This is a genomic window from Raoultibacter phocaeensis (genome assembly GCF_901411515.1).
GTDB classification, from domain to species: domain Bacteria; phylum Actinomycetota; class Coriobacteriia; order Coriobacteriales; family Eggerthellaceae; genus Raoultibacter; species Raoultibacter phocaeensis.
The window spans coordinates 1,038,213-1,061,354 of sequence record NZ_CABDUX010000002.1 but is presented as its reverse complement, the minus strand read 5'-3'; the positions used below and the strand labels follow the sequence as shown (position 1 = coordinate 1,061,354).

The following is a 23,142-nucleotide window of genomic DNA, read 5'->3' as shown; positions in this document are numbered from 1 at the left end:
GCACACGTTTCGTCCGACCTCGAAGTTGCGCCGAGACAACTCCACGACCAAAAACAACTCTTGCATCAGCGATTACACGGTGATTCGGGGCACACGTTTTGTCCTATAACCCGCATCTTCACCGTTCGAGAGCAGCAACGTTGCCTGCGTATGCCGCAGCTCGTGGAAGCAGAGACGCTTTCCTGTTGTAGAACGAAATGAGTATTCGTCGCAGAAGCGAGAGAACTTGCTGCTGAATCCTTGAGGATCGAGGAAGCCGCCGGCATATATAGGCTCCCCATTGGTCTCGGCATCGTAAAGGGAGCAGCAAACCGGGGTGCTTGGTTTTTGCGCAATGCCGAGTTTGAGCAATGCTCTCGCCTGTTTCGCTTTCCATTTGCCTAGATGTTGAACAACGTCGTCATCGAGAGAGACGCGTCGGTTCCCTTTCGCTGTTTTAGGCGCTTTGATGGCTTTCGCGTTCTCTCCCAGCTTCTTGGCACCATCTACCTGAGCCAAGCTTTGCCGAATCTCAATGCTCTTGTCAGCTAAATCAACGTGTTTCCAGCAAAGACCAAGTATTTCTCCTCTTCTTGCGCCAGTCGATATACCAAGGCGAACGGCGATGGTGAAAGAGGATTCGTCTTTCGAATCGAGCACCATGAGCATTCGCTTTAGCTCGTTAGGTTCAAGATATCCCCGCTGCCCTTGATCTGCTCGTGGTGTCTTGACCGAATCACAGGGATTCGACAGTATGAAATTATCGATCAAGGCATCCCTGAGTGCCTGCTTTAGTACTTTGTGAGCAGCTTGAAGCGTACGCGGGCTGGCCTTTTGCTTGCGCGCTTCGCGATGCCAAGATTTGATGCTGTAGGAGGAAAGGTCTTTTAACGGGATACTCCCGATGTAAGGAACTATCCATACTCGAATATATCGTTCGTAATTGGCGACTGTAGCTTGCGCAAGCTCTCGTGAGGCTTCGCGGTTGCCAATCCATTCCATCAGATATTCCCCGGTGGTAACCTTTGCCTTGTCAAGAGAAAGACCGTGGTCGCGCTCTCTTTTCAGCTGATCTCGAACCTTCATCGCATCGGCTTTGCTTCCGTGTACTATGCGCGAAAATTTGGGGTAGTTTTTTGCTACCGGATCATATCCCAGGCTGATTTGAACTTCGTATTGATCGCGGCCACGCCTGATGATGCTTCCGTCTCCCTTTGCCATTTACTCTCCTATTGCTCCCGATCTCCGAATTCTTGCTTTGACTTCGAAGCTCTCATCCTCTGCGATTTTTTATTGCATGCAGGACTGCAATATTGACGCGGCCTGCGCTTGTCGCTTTTCGTGTAATAGGGGGTTCCGCAGACTTCACATAGGCCTACTCGATGGCCTCCGATAGCAGCTGCATGGATAAACCATAAAGCACCAAGTAAACTCTTGCTTTCGATGGAGAGCTTTCCCGATTCGGCGAAGGTTACAATGTCTCTAAGGTGCATGTTAAGGAGCGTGTCGAGCATCTGTGTACTAGCGCAAACGCAGGAATCCTTCGAGAGCGTTTTGTCTAAATCGTGCCCGATCATGTATTTCCCTGCATCTTGATCATAGATGATGCAATGAGAGCGTCCTGAATGATAAAGAAGATCGCCGCCGACCTCTTTTTGGTAATCAGCAAGCAACTGCTGGTATTCCTTGCTCTTAAGCTCAAGGATTTTTAAGCATTCTGTTCCTTGATTCTGATATCCAGTCAAAGGATCGAAAGCGAAAGATACATCCGATACCTTTATGGCTTTCCCTGACAGTGCGATATCAGCCAGAAGATCGCGGTCGATCTGTGCTGATGTACCAAGGCGTGACAGGAAGACGAAGCCAGCCTCCTTCAATGTGTCCTTCGGCTCTCGCTCATCATCTTTTACGGCTTTCAAGTATGTGGCTAGCTCCATCATGTACCGTGCGTCACGGTACATGGACAAGGAGCAATATCCATGAACGGTAATTCCGTCGTTTGGGTCTGGCATCGGATTGAGCTTCAACACGCGTGCCGCCTCTTCGATTTCTGGCTGGCCGCAATCTGCCGGGCCGTAGAAGGCCCTTGCTAGGTCTTCAGGTTTAGCGGGTTGCGAACTAAGAATGCAGTCAAGCTCTTGCCTGATGATCAATTCCCCAACGTAGCCTTGAGAAGTTCTCTGTCGTGCAGACAACTTCTCGTCCCTGCTTCTTGGTACGGATTCCTTTTCGCTCGGTAAAAGCAAAGCTGCTTGTTGGCTCCCCCACAACCTCAGCGGCCCATACGCACGTGCAAAATCTATTGCCGCAGTCAACGTGGTGGTATTTAGTATCGCCTTCCAAGACCCGTGAAGGTCGATTGTGCGCTCCTTAGAATTCCGCCAGCCTCGTTCTTCATACCAGAAAACTTGCACGGTTCCTTCAACTATGACGAATGAAACACGTTCTGGATTGGGATTAATTGGTTGTTTGATCTGGCTATCCATAGTGTCCTTAAAATTGTCCCTTTTTTAAATCATCGAATAAGACCAGAATAGCGCTATGACTTCGCGAGGTCAACAGGTCATGAACGTATAAATCAAAGAGAGGACACCCGAAATGGATGAAGGAACTGGCAGTAAGCCCGTGCTACGGGTTGTAGTCGAACGTCGAAAGATGGGTCTTAGCCAAGCCGCTCTTGCACGCGCCGCTGGCATCAACCAAACCAGCATGTCGAAAGTGGAGCGAGGGCTTGAACCCGCGTTCCCGTACCGAGGGAAGCGAATCGCCGAGGCGCTCGGATGGGAAGGTAACCCGGACGATTTGTTCAAGGTCGAGGAGAGCAGTTATGAACGTTACTGAATGGGGGAATTCTACCCAAGAGACTTGTCGAATTATTTACGCTTCCGAACGACCACCTGTTCATTGCGCTCCACTGGAGGGGTACGGAGATTTGCTATCGATATCCGACTTGCAAGAAATCACTAACTTGTCGGCTCAGACGCTTCGTTCGGCGTGCAGACAGAAGCGTCTTCCAGCTATCAAAATAGGGAGAAGATACTTCGTTTTCAAGACGCTTTTCGTCCAATTTTTAGAAGAGGGGGCACACCATGTTAGTCACTGAGACGATAGAGTATCTCGGTCTTCATGAAGCGATAGAAGGCACACCCGAAGCTGCTCCCTCCAATGGGCGGGATTCGACAGGTTTATTGCCCTACTTCGATCCGGTGTATTGCAGTGATGGTTCCGTGGTGAGTGTAGACAACGTCGTGCTGCGCTACGATGTTGATATGTCTTTCGGGGACAGCAGTCAGTACGTCGAGCACCTACTTACAAAGTTCTTTGCAGATGGGTCTTGGGCAAAGATCTATCGAAACAACTGGGGCGGTAAGATAAAGTCCTCTTTCAAAGCTCGTGTCGGCAAAGGGTCTTTTTGGCTTGGAGTATCGGACGAGATGCCATCGGGTGAGTTGTGGAAAAGCGCGATATGGGTCGACTTCAATCCGAACAAGGTAGGCGAGCATGCTGGGCTGCAAGCGCTCATCGGCATGTTGCATGATGCAGCGAAGTCGGTTGGAATTCAACGGTTTGACATCGCTCACGACTTTCCGATGGAACGAGATCGGGTAATGATGGGCAAAGACCGCAAGAGCTATGAATGGGTACGCTGCTGCGGAGCGGTATCGGAAGCTCTCGGAAGTCGAGGGAAGCCGGGGTTCAGCAGGCTGTACGACAAACAGGCAAAGGAAAAGCTTCTATCGCCTTTGACGAGGGTAGAGATGACGTGCAAAGGCGACTGGACGTCATCCGATATACGGGAGAGAGCACCAGAAATCATTGCTTTCTCAAAGGTTCGGGAGAAGGCCCTTGGTAGCACAAGGCGGCACATCACCTACAAGGAGGCCCTTGCCGCAGCTCTGTCGTGGTTGGAGAGCTTGGAGGAGCCAGTTCAAACGCTGTTGGTACGTCTTGAACCAGAAGCTCGAAAGGCGACGATTTCGCTAATGTCTGACGAGCGCTTACCATGCTTTCCCGAAGAGCCTGTGACCACTGCCGTCGATGCGATGAAACGACGTTGGCTCGAATAGCACTCTGCCCGATTAAATAATCGACAAGGCCCAGCCTTTTTAGTGCTGGGCTTTTCGTATTGTATGGGCAAACAATCATGCGCTCAGAAAGTCCAAACAGTAAGATATCGGGTAAACCCGTGAAACTTTCAAGGAGCAATATGCTAGATGGACGCATTATTGAGAACTTTTCCGAACGCTACACCCGATACCTCCGAACATACAAACTGAGCTATTGGCTACACAGGAAAGGGCCGGACGGATACCAAGACAACATCATCCATTCGGCAATCCTCTGGATTCGCGAATCTGCGTCACGACTCAACCGTATCGAGCAAGGCATCCAACAAGGCTCTTGCGACAAGGACTTCGATACCCTTGCGCTGATCATTGTTGACGTCCATTCGATAACGGAGGCGACTGATCAACTACATCGTGTTCTTTACAATACGACTAAACCGGCAAAAGACAATAGCCGCAGCTGCTTTCGATCATATGCTAAGCACGAGGAAAACGAAAAGCCAGACGGCGTACGCTCACAACCCTTTGGCTGCAGTACGCAGTTCGATGAATTACCGGACACCGATATGTTCGATATGATTCGAGCGGCTTTCCTGGAACATGGAGTGAATCTCAAAAATGACTCTCGCCGCTGGTACGCAGATGTTCCATGTTCAATTTGCGGTAGTCGTCGTGCTGGTTTACTTGGGTATTCCGACGCTGATTACTCTACAAGGATCTGGACTCAGAAAAGGAATGACAAGCAGTCCTTTCATATGCTTCTTAATACCGATGATTTATTTGCCTTTGCGCAAAAACGATATGGGCTGGTAACAGAGTTCGATAAACGGTTAGTCAAGATTGCATACGGCAAAGAGTTGAGATCGATGGTAAGGACGGGATGCACTGGTTAGGGCGCGCATGGAACCGCTTCTCTAAGCCCGTGAGAGCAATTCTAAGGTGTACTTTTGATCGTATTTGTAAAAAGGGACATGATTGTGGGATTATGGGAAAATTCGCAGCCTCCTCTATACAACAATCACCTATACTTTAATAAGTACGGATGTTCTATTAGGAGGTCAACGTGACTCAGCTCGATACGAAGAGAAACGCGGTTGCGAGGAAGCGTGAAGAACTAGCTAAGCTCAATCAAGACCTAGCGAAGGAGCAGGCGAAGCAAACTCCGTTACGCAGCAAGATTATTTCCGCCAATGCCACAATTAAGAGAACGAGAAGCGAAAGCACAATCAAGTCCCGGCTGAAGGATATTGAGCGTGCGGAAAAGTCTATCGCTGCTATTGAGAAAAAGTGCGCGGAACTCCAATCGAAAATCGGCAAAGCGGATAAAGCTTTAGCATCTGCCGAGAAAGCTTACCAACGTGCGCAAGCCGACGAGGACAGAAAACGCCAGCAGGAATCCGAACGTCAAATGCAGTCAGTTAACAGTTCTTTAGAGAAGCAGAGCAGAATGCATGCAGCGCTACGTGAGGAAGTTGAGCAAATGAAGGCATTGCCCTCGACGATTACCGTGCTTTTTATAGGTGCAAGCCCAACGGATGCGGGCCATCTTCGACTTGATGAAGAGGCCAGGTCGATACAAAAGAGAATCCGTCTCTCAGACTATCGGGACTCTATCAGATTTGAATCCAGATGGGCCGTTAGACCAAGCGACATATTTCAAGCAATCAATGAAACCGATCCCACGGTGGTTCATTTCAGCGGACACGGGGCAGAGAACGGCGACCTTGCCCTTATGAACCCCGACGGTACGACGAAACTTGTGAGCCAAAAAGCTATGTCCCAGGCCATGGCAACGGCCTCGGACAAAATTCGACTCGTCGTGTTCAACGCTTGCTTCTCGGCTGTGCAGGCAAAAGGGGCTGCCGAGAGCATTGAGGCCTCAATAGGTATGAAAACTTCGATTGGCGATGATGCGGCTTGCGTCTTTGCTGCGCAGCTGTACTCAACGCTTGGCTTTGGTTATTCGGTCGGCAAGGCTTTTGCGCAAGCGAAAGCAGCGCTAATGCTTGAAGGCATACCGGAAGAGAGCACTCCGGAACTGTTTACCAGGGACGGAGCTGATGCCTTCGGTCTTATTCTCGTGGAGCCGGAAGGTTCGAATAGCGATCCAAAAGGACTATAGCGCAAACCTTATTAATGCGCGTCCTAAAACTTAGGTTGTTCGGCGGCGGTAAATGGCTAAAGTCACGCACCGCCGCTAGTTGACTCGATTATTTAATCAGGGTTTGAGGTGATCTCCTCGTCCCGAAGATAACGAACGAACGCCAACACAGCCTGAGCCTCTTCATCGGTCAATTCATCCGCGAGGGCTTTAACACGCCGCTTCCCGACCGAGGATGAGCTATCCAGAAACATTTCGCCTTTGCCCGTGCGTAACCAATCGCCGTTAACTCCATAAACCTTTTCTGCTAGCAAATAAAGTCGTTCGGTGGGGGCTGCTTTTCCGTTTACCACCCGCGACATATACGCAGCGTCCATGGCGATGCTTTGGGCAAATTTCCGCTGAGAAACACCCAGTTCTTTGAATAACGCTGTCCAGCTGTCTTTGTTCACGATGACTCCTTCCATACATCAAAATACTTCACCACTGGTGCCTTGGTCAACGCCAAATACCTTGCAGCTCCCATTTCTTTTCTTGACGTTGGGACATAGGCACAATAAGATTATGAATATTGATGCGATACGCAATATGGAGATGAAAATGGGAGATTATCAGAAAAGGCTAAAGGCGGAGATCGATCAGATCGACAGTACCCGAATACTTGAAGAAATTGAAGAATTCATACTCAGTATCCAATCGCAGAATGGGCTTCGAATGGACGAGGCTTCAGACGCCCTACAGAAAAGAGCACGAGACTGCACAGAAGAGGAAGAAGGCAATTAATGATAGTGGGACGGAAACAGCTATTCACGGTTTTAGCCGCCGTTGCATGCGTGACGATGGTTAGCTTTTTGTTTCTATTTGGATGTTCTGCAGAGACGGTGCCTGAAGAAGACGTGAAGAACACTGTAGTTGATGTGTTGGGCAAAAAAGTATCAAACGATAATGTTGAAGAATCTCCCTACGTGGTTGAAAAGTACGAGCTTGTTGAACAGAATGGATTGTCCCTTACGTGCAAGGCAACGGTAAAAAACGACAGCTTTCGCACTAACGCCGTCCTTAAATTGACATTCAAACGAGACGGCAATAACTACACATGCACAGAGAATGTTGTCCGTGAGAAATCCTCAAAAGCCATTTCTCCTATTACGACAATAGAAACAATAACGGAAAACGAAAAATCCTTTGTGAAGATATCTGACATCTATCCCAATGCCACAGTCAATTTTGATGAGGAAACCCAAACATGCAAGGTAAGCGACTCTGCGTCATCGGTTGTTGAGCAAGTTTGGAATGGGACGGATTTTGTAGATGCAAATAACCCAAGCGACTGGCTTTGCAAGGATGAGGGCCTATGGTGGCAAGTCTACTCTTTTAATGGCAATGGATGGGTTCGCACTAGTGAAGGTGGCGATAGCAATTACACGTCACCCCTAATAGATAAAACGCTTTCGGACGGTTCGAGATTTATGCAGATCACAGCCATGGATTTCAATAATGAGCAGAATGACGGCCATGGAGACGGTGACGAGAAAAGTGGTTCTGTGTCTATAAATTTCACCTGGGCTGCTAAAAGCATAGATACCTCATCACCAACGGGCGGTACTAGCCGTATGTTTGATATGGCCAATAACCCAGAAACGACCGAAGCCACAGGTTCTTATACTGGAACATTTTCCATTACCGAAAGCAACAAAACTTTAGGATCTTTTGAAGTGTCTCTTGATTCAAACCAAGATGCTGCAAATTTACCAACGTCTATCTCTGGGACTTTCAACGAAAACAAATCCATAACACTAGACTGGAATAAAGACGGTTTGCTTTATACCGGCACTTTCACCGTCGTTTAAAGACTTGAATGAATTCGTCTGGTATGAAGCTCTTAGTTATCGCTTCATACCGAATCAATAAATGAGGAATGAGGAGAACTCAATGAACCCAGCAATACTAGGGACATATCAAGGAGTTTCTTGCGAACTTGTTGTTAGCGAGGATGGAGTTTCTATTACTCGTACCCAAGATGGAGTCAATATTGCCTTAACGGTGCTCGGAGGCGACTCTATGGGAACGCTGTTTCTGCCATATCACCAAATAACTGCAATAGACTTCAAACCATACAAGTTTCCTTTCGATGGGTATATCCTGTTTCACGCGCTTGGCCTCCCTGATATAGTAGGAGCGCGAAATTGCTTCAATTTCGGGGACAAGAAGATGAATGCTGATTACGAAAGAATTGCGGACGAAATAAGAAGACATGTGCACTCTTTCTCATGCAATGATCGGCAACCGCTCAAAGCATCCGTTGCCGACGAACTGACTAAACTCAAGGATCTACTGGATGCGGGTGTTTTGACGCAGGAGGAATTCGCACAACAAAAGAAAAGACTGCTTTCAAGCTAAAGCGGTTGCATCATTGAATGACCGCGCTCTTTCATGCAGTACCTGATTGCTATGTCATCCGCAAATTACCCGCAAATGCACATCGATATTGTTCAATTTACTTTTGCTTACTTTAGTATCCGCAAATGGTAATCACCCTAGAAACACCTTCTTATCAGCTCAAATGCAGCACTGGGGGTCAAGGGGTCGCAGGTTCAAATCCTGTCAACCCGACCAGAAACTCGAAAGCCGTCATTTGGACGGCTTTTTATATGCTCGCATCATACGCCATCGGAGTAAAACGAAGACCGTTCATGTTTATAGATGTGACCTTCGGGTCGCAGTGCGAGCACTCCCAAAACCCTGCCTTCGCAATGGTACCATCCAAGCGGTGCGAGGTGCCGACAACGAAAGACCTCGATACCCAATCGGTGAACGGTAGGTACAGAAATCCTGCATGAAACGTCATCGGGGCAGGAGAATTCTGCATGCAGAACGGAAGGGCTTCCAAAAACGTCGGCGAGCGGCGGCAAAGGCTCTTTCCCGCTGGTCAGAAACTTTGCCGAAATGAATTGTGCACCTGAACAAAATCAGTGATAATGCAGCCTTCCGCACGTGCGGGCAGCGAAGCAGTTCGAGTTTTTTGGCACGTCCGATGCGGATAAACGGGCCGTGTGCGCCGATACGCGGCGGCCAACCGATTTCGAAGGAGGCACTACCATGAGCGGTGACAACGTAGTATTGGCAAGGAGCACGGAGAACGCGCCGGTAAGCCCCTTGTATTCGCAAACCGTGGCTTTCTCGCACTACAACAACCTTTCTATGCAATTGCCTTTGGATCCAAGCACAGGTGCTCTGGTTGCGGGCGGCATTCGCGAGCAGGCCGAGCAGTGCTTCGAGAACATACAGGCTATCGTGGAAAGCATCGACCACCGCATGACCGACGTCGTGCGGATAACCGTGTTCGTAACCGACATCAAAGACGTCGACGTCGTTGACGATGTATACCGCGCATGTTTCCCGACCTATGTACCGGCCCGTACGGTCGTCGCCGTTGCCGCCCTGCCCATGAACGCGCCCGTAGCGGTCGAAGCCCTCGTTTCCAACGGGGAAGGCACCATTCCGAACGCGCCGCAGGCAGGCGATCTCGTCAAGTACGTCAACAACACCGATGCGGCACCGCTGTGCGATCTCTCTTCGCAGACGGTAGCGTTCTCCCATTACAACAACCTTTCGGCTCAGCTGCCCATCGATCCGCAATCGGGGCAGATCGTGCCAGGCGGTATCAAAGAGCAGACGGCTCAGTGCTTGAAGAACGTGAAGGCGATTCTGAACAGCATCGACGTACCGTTCGACGATATCGTCAAGGTTACCGTCTTCGTTCGGGACATCTCCGATCTCGAAGCTGTCGACGAAGTGTATTCGACCTTCTTCCCCGATTCGGGTATCGCGCGCGCCGTCGCCTACGTACCTGCCCGCACGGTCGTCGAGGTAGCCGATCTGCCGCTGCACGCGCTCGTGCAGATCGAGGCGGTCGTCTCGCACGGGGACGGAACGCCCCCGCAGGCCGTAGAAGACCGCCACGGCCTGATCATCGAGGCGAACAACACCGACAACGCGCCGAAAAACCCGCTTGCAACACAATCGGTAGCCTTCTCGCACTACAACAACGTCTCGGCTCAGCTGCCCCTCGATCCGAAGACCGGCGAGCTTGTCGAGGGTGGCGTTGGAGAGCAGGCAGAGCAGTGTCTGAGAAACATCAAGGCGATCATCGAAAGCGTCGGCCACCGCATGGAAGATGCGGTCAAAGTGAACATCTTCCTTGCGAACATCGGCGACCTCGATGCGGTGAACGACGTGTACCGGACGTTCTTCCAGAACGGCACGCCCGCTCGCAGGGTCGTAGGCACGTCGGCTTTGCCGTACGGCGCCCTGGTTCAAATCGACGCGATCTTCGGAAACGCCGAGGGGACACCGCCTGTGGCATAACCGTCGATCACTTGGAAAACGGCTAGGAGCCGTCTGCTGCTTCGTTGTTGGCTACTTGCTCAACGCGCGCGGATACGCGAGCCGCATGAGTTTGCTCGAGAGAAAAACCGCCCTTACAACCGTTCGGGGCGGTTTTTTTGTTAGCGCTAAACCCTTTCGCAACGAGCGTGCGGTTGCGTGGTGTACTGCTGGTGTAGTGCGCTTGCTACCATGGCGTCTGGTGAAATATTGAGCAAATGCGAGCAGTACCAGTAGCGGCAACGATAACCGCTTCTGGTACTCGCCAACAGGAAGGAGTTACCATGACGAAGGCGCGTACTAAGAAGATCAAAGGGGGGGGGTGCTCTGTTCATAGCGGCGGTTTTAGTGTTGTCGCTGATCCCCGCAACGAAGGCGTGGGGAGCTAATTACGATATAGTCGGGCCAGTGGCAGGAACTGGTGATAATGGCACGTGGATCGCCAACCGGCCTGTTGTAGAGGGCGACGTTTTCGTGAATGGCAATCGCCCTTTGACCCAAGTCACCTACCAAGATCACAATGGACAGGAAATCGAGACCGTAGCTGCTAGCTATCCTTACACTGTAGAAAGCAAGGCAGATGAGGTTACCTACACCAGGTGGAAGGCTAACCTTTTCGAGGATGGCGCTGAATCATGGCGACTCGAACTTACAGGTGTTGCGCCTACGTACAACATCACGGTCAACAAGAGCGGCCTCCACGGCGCCAAGCTGGATGTTGTCCCGAATGACGCAGTAAGACTCGGGGGCGAGATCTCCCTCAACATCTTCCCCGACGACGGCCAGCCCTTCGAGAATGCCCCGGAGATTACCGTAACGGGGATGAAGGACGTAGAGATAGCTCCCATGTGGGTGAGTGGAACCGATGCCAACTGCTATCTCGCCAAATACAAGAACCCTACCGGCGACGTTACCATCACGGTGTCGGGCGGCACTGCGTCGGCCCCGTACACCGCGTCTCTCAGCACCGATAACCTCAAGGGCGCGACCGTCAAGCTCGACAAGGAGGCCTACATCCAGCCCGACGACCTCGTGAAGGTCACCATCAAACCGGACAAGAACAAGCGCTTCGACGCCGCCCCGACGATGACCGTGGATGGTGCCACCGTCAAGTACGCGCTGCAGAAGTTCCCGGACGGCTCCTATATCGGCACCATCTCTGAGTTCACGAAGGACGCCGTCGTCACGGTCGAGGGCGAGGCCGTGGACGCCTGGACCGCGAAACTCGACATCGCGGGCCTTACGGGCGGCAAGGCCTACCTGAATCCAGACAACGGCTTCGGCCCCGACTCGGAGTCCCTGCTCACTGTGGTGTTTGATGGCGATAAAACAGTCGTCACCGAGCCGAGCGTCGAGGTTACCGGCGCGAAGTGGAAGTTCGTGCGCAAGGACGGCGACAACACCTACGTGTACCTAGTCAGCGGCTTCACGGGCAACGCCACCATCAAGGTGACCGGCGAAGCCAATAAAAGCGACTCTGCCAAGCATGACATTAAGGTCGATGGCAGCGGCACCCATCAGGTAGGCAGCGGCAGCGCTCTCACCTTCACGTGTTCGCTTCCCTTGGAGGATCTATTGCGGGTGCTCGTTGACGGCAAGGTTGTTGACCCGAAGAACTACGATGCGAAATCGGGTAGCACTATCATAACTTTGAAACCAGCCTACTTGGATACGCTTTCTTCAGGCAAGCACACGATCATGCTTGCTTACACGGGCGATCGTGAGGCTTCTCTTGACTTCACCGTAACCAAGAGCATTGGCGGTGGCGATGCCGACGATGCCAAGCTTGCAGAGACCGGCGACCCCTTGGATGCAGCTCCTCTCGCAGGTGCGCTTGGCATGTCTGTCGTAGCCTTGGCAGGTGCCGCAGCTCTTCGCCGCAAACACAGCGCCTAATAGCTGATCCCAGCTGCGCCACCTGGATTTTTCCCGCCGCCCGAGAAACGCTCTCGGGCGGCTTTTTTCGTGCACGGTTCGCTGGTGCATGCCGATGATCGTGCCATATGGCACGATTGTTGCTCGGAAAAGGGCAGGGCGAAGGTAAGCCGAAAGCTCGCTTTTTCGATAACCCCACGTCAGAGGCTCACGGCTTTTCGCACCTTCTGAAAGCCGATTCCAAGATCGTGCCATATGGCACGATTGTTGCTAACCGAGGGGGTTTGTTCGTACGTCTCGAATAACCGGTCCAGTGGTACGGCTTCCGCTATCCCTGCCCGGTGTGCGGAACACCTGGCGTAAGGGCTTCTCGCCCGATGATGACGGGACGATTGCCGTTCGGTTTTCAGCTGAAAACGAGCCGCATACGGGATAGGTACGAATGCCGTTTCTGCTCATTCGCTTGCAGCCGCCGCACTACCATAAGGTATGCACTGAGCAAACCGACAAACGGAAAGGAGCGAGAACATGAGCATTATCGTATGGATCGTGATCGGCGGACTCGCAGGCTGGGTAGGCAACATGATCATGAAGAGCGACGGCGGACTGGTCAAGAACATCGTGACGGGCATCATCGGGGCCTTGATAGGCGGGTTCGTCATGAGCTTCTTCGGCGCCACCGGATTCACTGGATTCAACATCTGGTCGTTCGTGGTCGCGCTTATCGGATCGATCATCCTCATCGCGATCATCAACCTGTTCACAGGAAGGCGCACTGCTTAACCCTTCTCGGCAGTGCCTTCCGAACAGATAGGCAAAAGAAAACGGCCCTTAAGGGCCGTTTTCTTTATAGTATGTTCAATGAGCTTAGATGGTGCGAACCTGGGTTGCCTGGTTCTTGCCGTTGGAACCCTTGGCGATCACGAATTCGACCTGCGCGTGCTCTTCGAGATTTTTGAAGCCGTCGCCCTGGATCTCGCTGAAATGAACGAAGAGGTCTTCGCCCTGTTCCTGAGAGATGAAGCCGTAACCTTTTTCAGAGCTAAACCACTTGACTGTACCTGTTGACATGTAAACCTAACTTCCTACCCCGCAGGGCAATGCTGGTAACGCTTGCAACCATGTTGAACGCGTTGCCGATAAAAGCGGCCCTTTGCCGCGTACACGAGTCTACGCCCCTTTGCGGTGTAGCGGGGGAGCGCGGCGATAATGACGCAGGTCCACACGAGATGAACACTTCTTCAAGATGGCTAAGCCTGCTTTTCAAGTCGCACAAGGGCTGCTGTTCAAGGTGGCCAAGCGGCTGCTCTGCAAGTCCAAGGGCTGCTCTTCAAGTCACACAAGCGGTGCTCTGCAAGATGTCCACGCGACTGCTGTGAGAGGTGGCCAAAGGACAGCAGCATTGTTTTCACGGGATTTTTCACGGGATCGAGCGGCACCATTGCGGTGCAGGCGGTACGGGAAAGTTTATCTTACCCGCATACTTCGATCGCATCGCCTGAGCGCACGGTTCCACCTGCAAGTACTTTGGCGAATACGCCTTCGCGGGGCATGATGCAGTCGCCCATGGTGTGGTAGATCGCGCAATGGCTGTGACATTGTTTGCCGATCTGCGTTATCTCCAAAAGGATGTCGTTGCAGGCAAGCTTCGAGCCGACGGGCAGCGTCTTCACGTCAATACCCTCGACGATGAGGTTTTCGCCGAACGAGCCGTCAGTCACGTCGGCCCCGCGCGCTTTGAAATCCTCGATGCTCTCGAAGGACAGCAGGCTTACCTGTCGGTGCCAGGCTCCGGCGTGGGCGTCGCCGACGATACCGAAGTTCTCCTGGACGATCGCCGAACCGACGTTTTCTTTCTGCACGCCCTTCACATCGCTCACGCATACGGCCTTTACGGTTCCCATCGCAGATCCTTTCTTGACTGAAATAATCTCATCCCAGAATAGCTAAACCAATATCCTAGCATAACTCTAGGTTATTAGGAAGACCGATCGAACGCCGTCCACCTCCGATAATCGACCGATCCAGACGAAAAGGCTACCGCCGAAATCCCGTTGACCGATTAAAAACCCCACGTCTTGGGCATCGTGATTGCCCGAGGTTTCTTCTTTGTTAGAGTTGCGGTGGCGGCGTAAGTCGCCTTTATTGTAAGGAAGCACTTTTCATCGAAGGGGGAAGCCACGTGGGTATGCTTGGATTTTTAATCCTTTTCCCGCTGGTTGTTGCGGCGATACTGCTTATCGTCAAGAACAATCAAGCGCGAAAAGTGATTGTCAGCGTTTCGGCTCTCGTAATCGGCCTCGCATCCGTGCTGCTTGTCGCAACCTATCTTGGGGCGGGGGGCGTGTACTTCGAGTACACCTCGCCAATCATCGACTACGTCTGCACGGGCATTAGCATCCTGATAGCCGTTGTCATACTCGCCTACGGTATCAAGTACAAAAACGTGCTTGCATCGGTGCTCGCCGTCATCCAGGTAGTCGGCACGCTCGTGCTCGAATTCGGGTTCGCCCACCATGTAACCGTCGCCTACGGGCTCTATCTCGACTCATTGTCGCTTCTGATGGCGCTCATCATCGGCATCGTCGGCTCGGGCATCTGCGTGTATGCGATCGGCTACATGGAAGACTTCCAGAAGCACCATGAAGACGAGCCCGACCGCCGTCCGACGTTCTTCGCGCTCATGTTTTTGTTCCTCGCGGCCATGTTCGGCATCGTGTTCTCCAACAACATGATGTGGCTGTTCGCCGCATGGGAAATCACGACGGTCTGCTCGTTTCTGCTCATCGGCTACACGAAGACCGACGAAGCGATCAAGAACGCCTTCCGCCAGATCATCATGAACATCCTCGGTGGCCTGGGATTCCTCGCCGCCCTGTACTTCATGGTCATCGGCTTAGGCACGCTTTCGTTCGTCGATTTCATCGTGTTCGGTATTCAGAATCCGGGCGTCGTCATCCTGCCGGTTACCTGCCTCGCGTTCGCGGGCATCACGAAAGCCGCGCAGATGCCGTTCCATTCGTGGCTTTTGGGTGCCATGGTCGCCCCGACCCCCACAAGCGCGCTTCTGCATTCCTCCACGATGGTGAAGGCGGGCGTGTTCATGCTCGTCAAGCTCGCTCCCATCTTCTTCGCGGGAACCGCATCCTCGCAAGGCAACTTCATGACCGCCATACCGAGCCTCATGGTCGTGCTCGTCGGCGGCATCACGTTCGCCCTCTGCTCGTTCATGGCCATCTCGCAGAGCAACGCCAAGCGCGTGCTCGCGTACTCCACGATCGCGAACCTTGGCCTCATCACGGCCTGCGCGGGCGTTGGCACCCCCGAAGCGGTATGGGCCGCCACCTTCCTCGTCCTGTTCCATGCGATCGCCAAATCGCTTCTGTTCCTCTGCGTTGGCACGGCTGAGCACCATATCGGCAGCCGCGACATCGAGGACATGGACCTCATGTTCGAGCGCATGCCGCGCCTCGCCCGCTTCATGATGCTCGGCATCATGTGCATGTTCATCGCGCCGTTCGGCATGCTTATCGCCAAGTGGGCCACGCTCGTTTCGTTCGTCGACACGGGCAACATCGCGCTCATCATCCTGCTCGCGTTCGGTTCTGCAGCCACGTTCATGTTCTGGGGCAAATGGCTCGGCAAGCTCTCTGGCATCGCCGCCGAACCCGAGAACGTGGAAATGACCGTGCACCGCTCGGAATGGGTATCGATCGCGCTCATGGCCGTGCTCGTGATCGCCTGCTGCATCGCGATCCCCGCCATCTCATGGGCCATCGTCGAACCGTACATCTACAGCGTCTACGGAACCGTCGCCATGGGCATTGCGGCCGACAACCTCTGGATTGCGAGCGTCGCCGTCGTGTTCATCGTCATCGTGCTGTTCGCCGGCATCGGCAAGAGCAAGGCGCGCAAAGTCGACGTGTACCTTTCGGGCGTCAGCATCGACAACAAGGAGCGCACGTTCCAAAACTCGCTCTCCCAGGAGACGAAGGCCACGTCGCGCAACATGTACCTCGATTCCATCTTCGGCGAAAAGCTCATCGCGCCGGTCGGCACGATCATGTGCACGTTTCTGATCGTCGCGGCTCTGGCGGTTGCAGCCGTCGCCGCTGTCAGCCTACCGGGCTTGTTGTAAGGAGGCTGACATGAATATCATCGCCGTTATCATCGCAACCATAGCCTTCGCCGTCATCGCCCCTGTGCTCGGATGCCTGCTCGCCGGTCTCGACCGCAAGATATCCGCCCGCATGCAGGGCAGGGTGGGACCCCCGCTGCTCCAGCCCTACTACGACGTGCGCAAGCTCCTGTCGAAGGAAAACGTAAGCGTCAACTCGTCCGAGGGCGCCTACATCACATGCGCGCTCGTGTTCACCATCCTCGCCGGCGGTATCTTCTTCAGCGGCGGGAACCTGCTCATGAGCGTGTTCGTGATCACGCTGTCCGCTCTGTTCTTCATCGTGGCCGCCTACTCCACGCGCTCGCCCTATGCCGAAATCGGCGCCGGACGTGAGACGCTGCAGGTTATGGCGTACGAGCCCATGGTGCTCTTCATGGCCGTCGGGTTCTTCATGGCCGCAGGCACGTTCGACACCGCAGGCGTGTTTACGCTCGATGCTCCCATCATCACGAACATCTGGCTCGTGTTCTTGGGTTTTCTGTTCATCCTCACGATCAAGCTGCGCAAGTCGCCGTTCGACCTGTCGTACTCGCACCATGCCCACCAGGAACTTGTCAAGGGCATCACGACCGAGATGAGCGGACCGACGCTTGCGAAGGTCGAGATCATGCACTGGTGCGAGAACATCCTGTTCCTCGGATGGACCGGCTTGTTCTTCGTGTGGGGCAACCCGCTCTCGCTCGTGCTCGCCGTCGTCGCCGTCATCGTCATCTACTTTTTGGAAATTTGGATCGACAACAACTTCGCTCGCGTCAAGTGGCAGGCCATGCTCAAATCGGCATGGGTCGTGGCGCTCGTCGCCGGCGGCATCAACATAGCCGTCCTCGCGTATCTGTAAAGGAGGTATGCATATGTCTTACGCAACAAAATCGCCGTGGGTCATCCACTACGACGGATCGAGCTGCAACGGCTGCGACATCGAAGTGTTGGCGGCGCTCTGCCCCGGATTCGATGTCGAGCGCTTCGGCATCATCAACACAGGCAATCCTAAGCACGCCGACATCTTCTTGGTCACCGGTAGTGTGAACGAGCAGAACATCAAAGTCGTGCAGGAGATATACAACCAGATGGTCGAGCCCAAGGTAGTTGTCGCCTGCGGCATCTGCGCGTGCTCGGCAGGCATCTTCCACGACTGCTACAACGTTATCGGAGGCGTCGACCAGGCGATCCCGGTCGATGTGTACGCGCCAGGATGCGCGGTGAGGCCCGAGGCGATCATCGACGCCGTGGTGCAGGGCTTGGGCATCTTGGACGAGAAGGCCAAGGCCCTCGAGGCGAAGAAGAAAGGAGCTTAACATGGCTTTGCAGACAGAGTTCCTTCCCCTCGAGCTGGCCGACGTGAAGCAGCTAGCCGCCGACATGAAGGAGCGCGGCTACCGCTACGTGCAGATGCTCGCCGTGAACACCGACGACGGCTTGGATTTGCAGTACGCCTACATGCTCGGCTCCGACCTGAAGATGTACACCGTCAAGGGCATCCAAAAGGGGACGAAGGTTCCTTCCATCACCGATATCTACCTCGAGGCGTTCGTGTTCGAGAACGAGGTCCACGACCTGTTCGGTGCCGAGATCGAGGGCATCGCGATCGACTTCGGCGGCAAGTTCTACCACGTGGCCATGTCAGAACCCATGACGGTCATCTCGCCTGCGCAGAAGGAGGCGCGCGAGAAGGCAGCCAAGCTGGCTGCGGCGAAAGCGGCAAAGGAAAAGGGCGCTTCGGGCGGCGAGGCCGAGGACATGGAGGCAAAGCTCGCCGGCATGGATCCCGAAAAAGCCGCGAAGGTACGCGCCGCCATGGAGGCGAAGGCCAAGAAGGTAGCGGCTGCGGCTGAGGCTGCCAAGGCCGACAAGATCGCGAACCTCGATCCCGAGAAAGCGGCGAAAGTCAAAGCCGCCATGGAGGCCAAAGCCGCACGCGAAGCGGCCAAGAAAGAAGCTTCAGCCGCTGCGGAGCCTGCCGCAGCCGACCAGAAAGAAGGTGAGTAGCATGGGAAAGGCAACCGTCATCCCGTTCGGTCCCCAGCACCCGGTACTGCCCGAGCCGCTCCACCTCGATTTGGTCGTCGAGGATGAGACGGTCATCGAGGCGATCCCGCAGATCGGATTCATCCACCGCGGCCTCGAGAAGCTCGTCGAGACGCGCGACTACAACCAGTTCATCTACGTTGCCGAGCGCATCTGCGGCATCTGCGCGTTCGGCCACTCCATGGGCTACGCCGAAACCGTCGAGCGCCTCATGGGCATCGAGATCCCCAAGCGCGCCGAGTACCTGCGCGTCATCTGGCACGAACTCTCCCGTATCCACTCCCATGTGCTGTGGATGGGGCTTGCCGCTGACGCGTTCGGTTTCGAGAGCCTGTTCATGCATTGCTGGCGTCTGCGCGAGCGCGTGCTCGACGTGTTCGAGAAGACTACGGGCGGCCGCGTCATATTCTCCGTCGTCAAAGTGGGCGGCGTGGTGCGCGACATCGACGCCTCGCAGTTCGAGCATATGAAATCGACGCTCGAGGGCATCAAGGACGAGTATGCGCAGATATGCAACGCGTTTCTCAAGGATTCGTCGGTCAAGAACCGCACAGCCGGGGTCGGCTACATCAGCGAGCAGGACGCGCGCGATCTGTGCATGGTCGGACCGTTCGCCCGCGCATCCAACGTCAACAACGACGTGCGCAGCATCGGAAACGGCGGCTACGGCGATCTCGCCGATTTCCAGCCGGTCCTCGATACGCAGGGCGATTGCTACGCGCGCGTGAAGGTGCGCGCCCTCGAAGTGCTCCAATCGATCGACATCATCGAAGAGATGATCGCGAAGATCCCTGCAGGCGACATCGACGTTCCCGTGAAGGGTTCGCCCGTCTTGGGCGCGGAAGCCGCCAACGTCGTCGAGCAGCCGCGCGGCGAGTGCTACTACTATGCGCGCGGCAACGGGACGAAGTACCTCGAGCGCATGCGCATGAGAACGCCCACCTCCCAAAACCTTGCGGGCATGACGACCGCGCTTGCAGGATGCGACCTCGCTGATGTGAACATGATCGTGCTTACGATCGATCCTTGCATCAGCTGCACGGAAAGGTAGGGCAGCATGGGAAGCTTCAAACTGGGAAAGATGACGTTCGGCTCGATGTTCAAAAAGCCGGAGACGATCCTGTATCCGGTGGAAACGAAACCCGCCCCTGCGGGACTCAAAGGCCATATCGTCAACGACATCGATGCGTGCATCTTGTGCGGAATCTGCCAGAAACGATGCCCGACCGGGGCGATCGAAGTCGACAAGCCGGCCGGTACCTGGTCGATCAACCGCTTCAGATGCGTACAGTGCGGCAGCTGCGTGCGCGAGTGCCCGAAATCGTGCCTTTCCATGGATCCGTCGTACACGCCGCCCGCTGCTGAGAAGTACGTCGACGTCGTTTCGAAAGTTACGGCAACAGAAACGGAAAAAACTGCGAAGGAAACCGAGTAACCGAAGAAACCTGCTAGAATGAATGCCGGTTGGCATCGAGCCAGCGCGAGCATCCATAAGCGGAATGCATCGGATACGTTATACGAACAGTAATCGGACCGGGCCCGTGGAATGCGGGCCCGGTTTTACGTTTGAGAAAGAAGAGGCATGGCGAAGGATACGGACAAGCAGATTGCAGACGGTTCTGGAGAGCCTGTCTCTAACAGGGTATTCACCGTCCCGAACGTGATATCTGCAATCAGGCTGTGCATGATCCCGGTGTTTTTCGTGCTTCTCATGGAAGGCTACGACATCCTCGCGACGTTCATCTACGCCCTCGCAGCGGGGACCGACTGGATCGACGGCCAGATCGCGCGCCGAACGCATACGGTATCGAAGCTCGGACAGCTGCTCGATCCCGCAGTGGACCGGCTGCTCATGATCGCGGGCGTGCTCGGCCTGCTTATGGTAGGCAGGCTCCCGATCTGGATCATCGTCGTCGTACTGGCGCGCGATCTGCTGCTTCTCGCAGGGGGCGCGTTTCTTCTCAGCAAGTACAAAATCAGGGTCGCCGTCATCTACGCAGGCAAGGTCGCGACAACACTGCTCTTCGTCGGATTCGCGGGCCTGCTGCTCAACTGGCCGCTCATTCCCGGCGCGGGCCTCATCGACGTTGCATGGCTGCCCGGCCTGAACGCGGCTGCGGTATCGTGGGGCATTTGGTTCGTGTACGCGGGCCTCGTGCTCGGCCTGGCAACCACGGTGTACTACGTATCTGCGGCCATCAAAAAGATGAAAGCTGCCCGAGACGACGAAGCGGTCTAGCCTGTGGTTCAGAAGCGAACACCGAATTCCGGTAAAGCCGGGCGTAAGGCTCCTGGCGGATCCGTTAATCCCGCACCCCGTCATCGCGGGGCGTCGTCTGCGAAGGCGAAGCGGGATGCGGGCCCATCGGGCCGGCGGTCTGCGCCCTCGCGCACGCAAGGCGCACGCCGCGCGATGCCCGGATCGCACAACCCGCTCGGGCAAACGACGCTTTGGACCAAAGAGCCGAACAAGAATTCCGGCGCATCGGGCTTCGCGGGTGCGCTCAAGACGTTCTTCTTGACTCTCGGCGGCATAGCGGCCATGGTGTTTTCCGCACTCGGCAGGTTCTTCGGGTTTCTGTTCCACACTATCGCCCGAAGCAAAGCGGCCGTCATCGCGGTCGCAATCGTCGTTTTCTTCGGAACGGCCTTCGGTATCGATTTAGCTGTGAACTGGGGGAAGGTGTATCCCGGGGTTACGGTAGGGGAGGTCGATCTCAGCGGTAAATCCGTCGAAGAGGCGCGCGATCTGCTCGAGTCGACGTATGCGCCCCGTCTCGCCAACAAAGAGGTGCTTATATTCGCCAACGAGGAAGCAAGCGAAGACATCGAGGCTGCACTCGCGAAAGCCGAGAACAATGCGCTTGCCGAACAGCAATCGGTTGACGAGGCGAAGGCGAACAAGGTGCTTTGGACGGCCGATGCGGCTTCGCTTTCGGCTACCTTCGATGCCGAGGGGCTGGCCTTCCGCGCGTTGGCCGTTGGACGCGAGGAGGGCGGGGTAGTCGCGCGCATTGATGCGCTTCTGTTCGGCGAGCACCTTAAGCCAACGGCAACGTTCGACTGGCAGGCGATCGACGGACTTGCGGAGGAGATCGATGCCGCCATCGGGCAGGTCCGCATGAACTTCGATATTCTTGTCAGCGACGGTGTGGCGCGCATCACCGAGGGGCGCGACGGCAACATGGTCGACAGAGAAGCGCTCGAAGCGGAGCTCAACGATGCATTTTTATCCGAGGCGGGTGAACGGGCGGTCTTTGTGGCCCACACCGAGTATGCCCCCATCCAGATATCGCGTGACGAGGCGCAGCGCGTATGCGATCTCGTGAACAAAACGATATCCGAGGGCGCAACGTTTTCCTACAAAGGGACTGTTTGGGAAGCGTCGGCAAGCGATATCGGATCATGGGTGAAAACGCGTGTTGTCGGCGAAGAAAATGCGTATGCGCTCGAGCCCTACCTCGATCAGAGCATCGCCAAGGGCATCGTGATCAACCACCTCAAATCGACGTTCGACGGCGATGCTATCAAGGTGACGTTCGAAATCGCGGGCGACGAGCAGATCGTGCATACCGAAACCGATGAGACCATCCCCGTTGCGGGCCAAGCGGTCAGCGACCTCGAACGCGCGTTGTTCGATGCGTCTTCCGATTCCGCGCAGTCCGGCTCTGCGCCGATCATCGAGGTGGGGGAGAAGAAGGTGCCCGATACCATGCCGCTTTCGGAGGCGCTCGAGAACGGCGTCATCAGCTCGATCGCCACGTTTACGACCGAATACACCGCCGAACCCTCCTCGCGCCAGCACAACATCCACCTTGGAGCCGACCTGCTCAACAACTCAATCATCAAAGCAGACGGAGGAACCTGGTCGTTCAACGACACGTCGGGAGACTATAACGAGGAGGCAGGTTTCCAGGGCGCGGGAGCCATTCTCGACGACGAGTTCGTCGATGCGATCGGCGGTGGCATCTGCCAGGTAGCAACTACCGTGTTCAACGCCGTGTACGATTCAGGGTTTCCGGTCGTCACCCGGCACAACCATTCCCTCTACATTGCAAGCTACCCGGCGGGGCGTGATGCTGCAGTAGCTTACCCCGACCTCGATCTCGTCTGGAAGAACGACAGTCCCTCGGATGTGCTTCTTGCGATGAGCTACACCGATACCACCGTGACGGCGACCCTCTACGGCGTCAATCCCGAATACCAAGTGGAAACGAGCATCGGCGAATGGCAGGAAGGCGAGAAGTTCAAAACCAAGACGAAAGTCGACGAGAACCTCGCTCCGGGTACCAGTTATGTGAAAACGGTCGGGACCGACGGCCGAAAGATATCGATTGTGCGCATGGTCAAGGATAAAAATGGCACAATACTGCATGAGGATCTTTTCTCTTCGACATACAGTCCGATAAACGAAGTAAAAATTGAGGGACCGCCCGTCAAGGAGCAAACCGGGGAAGAAAAGAACGACCAGAGTGAATCAAGCGCCGGACAAGGCGGCGCCGAAAGCAACGGGAACGCATAGAAGCGAA

At 54.7% G+C, this 23,142-nt stretch carries 24 protein-coding genes; 19 read left to right on the top strand and 5 right to left on the bottom strand.

Going from position 1 to position 23,142, the window contains the following annotated elements:
* Window positions 1–72 precede the first annotated feature (72 nt).
* Together FJE54_RS12360 and FJE54_RS12355 are read right to left on the bottom strand one after the other, a co-directional pair.
* A complete protein-coding gene (locus tag FJE54_RS12360; protein ID WP_139653086.1) occupies window positions 73–1,200 on the bottom strand; it encodes a tyrosine-type recombinase/integrase in 1,128 nt (375 codons plus the stop codon).
* Between the two features lie 8 nt (window positions 1,201–1,208).
* Window positions 1,209–2,465 carry a hypothetical protein gene (locus FJE54_RS12355; RefSeq protein WP_139653084.1) on the bottom strand — a complete coding sequence of 419 codons (1,257 nt, stop codon included), beginning with the start codon at window positions 2,463–2,465 and terminating at the stop codon, window positions 1,209–1,211.
* A 112-nt stretch (window positions 2,466–2,577) separates the two neighbouring features.
* Between FJE54_RS12355 and FJE54_RS12350 the strand changes: the two genes are divergently transcribed.
* From FJE54_RS12350 to FJE54_RS12330, 5 genes are all read left to right on the top strand, one after another.
* Window positions 2,578–2,820, top strand: coding sequence for a helix-turn-helix domain-containing protein (locus FJE54_RS12350; RefSeq protein ID WP_255467417.1), 243 nt, complete (start codon window positions 2,578–2,580; stop codon window positions 2,818–2,820).
* Entirely contained in the window at window positions 2,807–3,082 is a 276-nt protein-coding gene (locus tag FJE54_RS16470; protein WP_139653083.1) for a helix-turn-helix domain-containing protein, read from the top strand. Before FJE54_RS12350 ends, FJE54_RS16470 begins: the two co-directional genes overlap by 14 nt.
* Window positions 3,069–4,046, top strand: a complete 978-nt coding sequence (locus FJE54_RS12340; RefSeq protein WP_139653081.1) for a hypothetical protein — start codon at window positions 3,069–3,071, stop codon at window positions 4,044–4,046. Before FJE54_RS16470 ends, FJE54_RS12340 begins: the two co-directional genes overlap by 14 nt.
* Before the next feature lie 140 nt (window positions 4,047–4,186).
* Window positions 4,187–4,939 carry a hypothetical protein gene (locus FJE54_RS12335; protein ID WP_139653079.1) on the top strand — a complete coding sequence of 251 codons (753 nt, stop codon included), beginning with the start codon at window positions 4,187–4,189 and terminating at the stop codon, window positions 4,937–4,939.
* Between the two features lie 170 nt (window positions 4,940–5,109).
* Complete coding sequence (locus tag FJE54_RS12330; protein WP_139653078.1) at window positions 5,110–6,168, top strand: CHAT domain-containing protein; 1,059 nt, start codon at window positions 5,110–5,112, stop codon at window positions 6,166–6,168.
* A 92-nt stretch (window positions 6,169–6,260) separates the two neighbouring features.
* On the opposite strand, the gene FJE54_RS12325 is transcribed toward FJE54_RS12330, so the two are convergent.
* Complete coding sequence (locus tag FJE54_RS12325) at window positions 6,261–6,599, bottom strand: helix-turn-helix domain-containing protein (RefSeq protein WP_180326728.1); 339 nt, start codon at window positions 6,597–6,599, stop codon at window positions 6,261–6,263.
* Window positions 6,600–6,711: 112 nt separating this feature from the next.
* Here FJE54_RS12325 and FJE54_RS12320 point away from each other — a divergent pair, with 112 nt between their 5' ends.
* The 6 genes from FJE54_RS12320 (at window position 6,712) to FJE54_RS12295 (ending at window position 13,191) form a co-directional block, all read left to right on the top strand.
* Window positions 6,712–6,930 carry a hypothetical protein gene (locus FJE54_RS12320; protein ID WP_180326727.1) on the top strand — a complete coding sequence of 73 codons (219 nt, stop codon included), beginning with the start codon at window positions 6,712–6,714 and terminating at the stop codon, window positions 6,928–6,930.
* The gene (locus FJE54_RS12315) at window positions 6,930–7,997 is read left to right on the top strand and encodes a hypothetical protein (RefSeq protein WP_139653074.1); all 1,068 of its coding nucleotides are present in this window, start codon (window positions 6,930–6,932) and stop codon (window positions 7,995–7,997) included. The genes FJE54_RS12320 and FJE54_RS12315 overlap by 1 nt, the downstream gene beginning before the upstream one ends.
* 82 nt (window positions 7,998–8,079) lie before the next feature.
* Window positions 8,080–8,547 carry an SHOCT domain-containing protein gene (locus tag FJE54_RS12310; RefSeq protein WP_139653072.1) on the top strand — a complete coding sequence of 156 codons (468 nt, stop codon included), beginning with the start codon at window positions 8,080–8,082 and terminating at the stop codon, window positions 8,545–8,547.
* A 699-nt stretch (window positions 8,548–9,246) separates the two neighbouring features.
* A complete protein-coding gene (locus FJE54_RS12305; protein WP_139653071.1) occupies window positions 9,247–10,515 on the top strand; it encodes a RidA family protein in 1,269 nt (422 codons plus the stop codon).
* A gap of 492 nt (window positions 10,516–11,007) precedes the next feature.
* Window positions 11,008–12,429 (top strand): hypothetical protein, encoded by a 1,422-nt coding sequence (locus FJE54_RS12300; RefSeq protein ID WP_139653069.1) that lies wholly within the window; start codon window positions 11,008–11,010, stop codon window positions 12,427–12,429.
* 507 nt (window positions 12,430–12,936) lie between these two features.
* On the top strand, window positions 12,937–13,191 hold the full coding sequence (locus FJE54_RS12295) for a GlsB/YeaQ/YmgE family stress response membrane protein (RefSeq protein WP_139653067.1): 255 nt from the start codon (window positions 12,937–12,939) through the stop codon (window positions 13,189–13,191).
* A gap of 84 nt (window positions 13,192–13,275) precedes the next feature.
* Here FJE54_RS12295 and FJE54_RS12290 read toward each other — a convergent pair whose 3' ends face one another.
* Together FJE54_RS12290 and FJE54_RS12285 are read right to left on the bottom strand one after the other, a co-directional pair.
* Window positions 13,276–13,479: a cold-shock protein gene (locus FJE54_RS12290; RefSeq protein ID WP_139653066.1), complete on the bottom strand. Its 204-nt coding sequence runs from the start codon at window positions 13,477–13,479 to the stop codon at window positions 13,276–13,278.
* 401 nt (window positions 13,480–13,880) lie between these two features.
* On the bottom strand, window positions 13,881–14,312 hold the full coding sequence (locus FJE54_RS12285; protein WP_139653064.1) for an MOSC domain-containing protein: 432 nt from the start codon (window positions 14,310–14,312) through the stop codon (window positions 13,881–13,883).
* A 284-nt stretch (window positions 14,313–14,596) separates the two neighbouring features.
* On the opposite strand from FJE54_RS12285, the gene FJE54_RS12280 reads away from it, so the two are divergent.
* From FJE54_RS12280 to FJE54_RS12245, 8 genes are all read left to right on the top strand, one after another.
* Window positions 14,597–16,546: an NADH-quinone oxidoreductase subunit 5 family protein gene (locus FJE54_RS12280; protein ID WP_180326805.1), complete on the top strand. Its 1,950-nt coding sequence runs from the start codon at window positions 14,597–14,599 to the stop codon at window positions 16,544–16,546.
* A 10-nt stretch (window positions 16,547–16,556) separates the two neighbouring features.
* Entirely contained in the window at window positions 16,557–17,426 is an 870-nt protein-coding gene (locus FJE54_RS12275; RefSeq protein WP_139653060.1) for a complex I subunit 1 family protein, read from the top strand.
* A 13-nt stretch (window positions 17,427–17,439) separates the two neighbouring features.
* Complete coding sequence (locus FJE54_RS12270; RefSeq protein ID WP_139653058.1) at window positions 17,440–17,883, top strand: NADH-quinone oxidoreductase subunit B family protein; 444 nt, start codon at window positions 17,440–17,442, stop codon at window positions 17,881–17,883.
* A 1-nt stretch (window position 17,884) separates the two neighbouring features.
* Window positions 17,885–18,574: an NADH-quinone oxidoreductase subunit C gene (locus tag FJE54_RS12265; RefSeq protein WP_139653057.1), complete on the top strand. Its 690-nt coding sequence runs from the start codon at window positions 17,885–17,887 to the stop codon at window positions 18,572–18,574.
* A 1-nt stretch (window position 18,575) separates the two neighbouring features.
* Window positions 18,576–19,664 (top strand): hydrogenase large subunit, encoded by a 1,089-nt coding sequence (locus FJE54_RS12260; RefSeq protein ID WP_139653055.1) that lies wholly within the window; start codon window positions 18,576–18,578, stop codon window positions 19,662–19,664.
* Window positions 19,665–19,670: 6 nt separating this feature from the next.
* On the top strand, window positions 19,671–20,048 hold the full coding sequence (locus tag FJE54_RS12255) for a 4Fe-4S dicluster domain-containing protein (protein WP_139653053.1): 378 nt from the start codon (window positions 19,671–19,673) through the stop codon (window positions 20,046–20,048).
* Window positions 20,049–20,195: 147 nt separating this feature from the next.
* Complete coding sequence (locus tag FJE54_RS12250; protein ID WP_139653051.1) at window positions 20,196–20,852, top strand: CDP-alcohol phosphatidyltransferase family protein; 657 nt, start codon at window positions 20,196–20,198, stop codon at window positions 20,850–20,852.
* A 174-nt stretch (window positions 20,853–21,026) separates the two neighbouring features.
* Window positions 21,027–23,135, top strand: a complete 2,109-nt coding sequence (locus tag FJE54_RS12245; protein ID WP_139653050.1) for a VanW family protein — start codon at window positions 21,027–21,029, stop codon at window positions 23,133–23,135.
* Window positions 23,136–23,142: the final 7 nt, after the last annotated feature.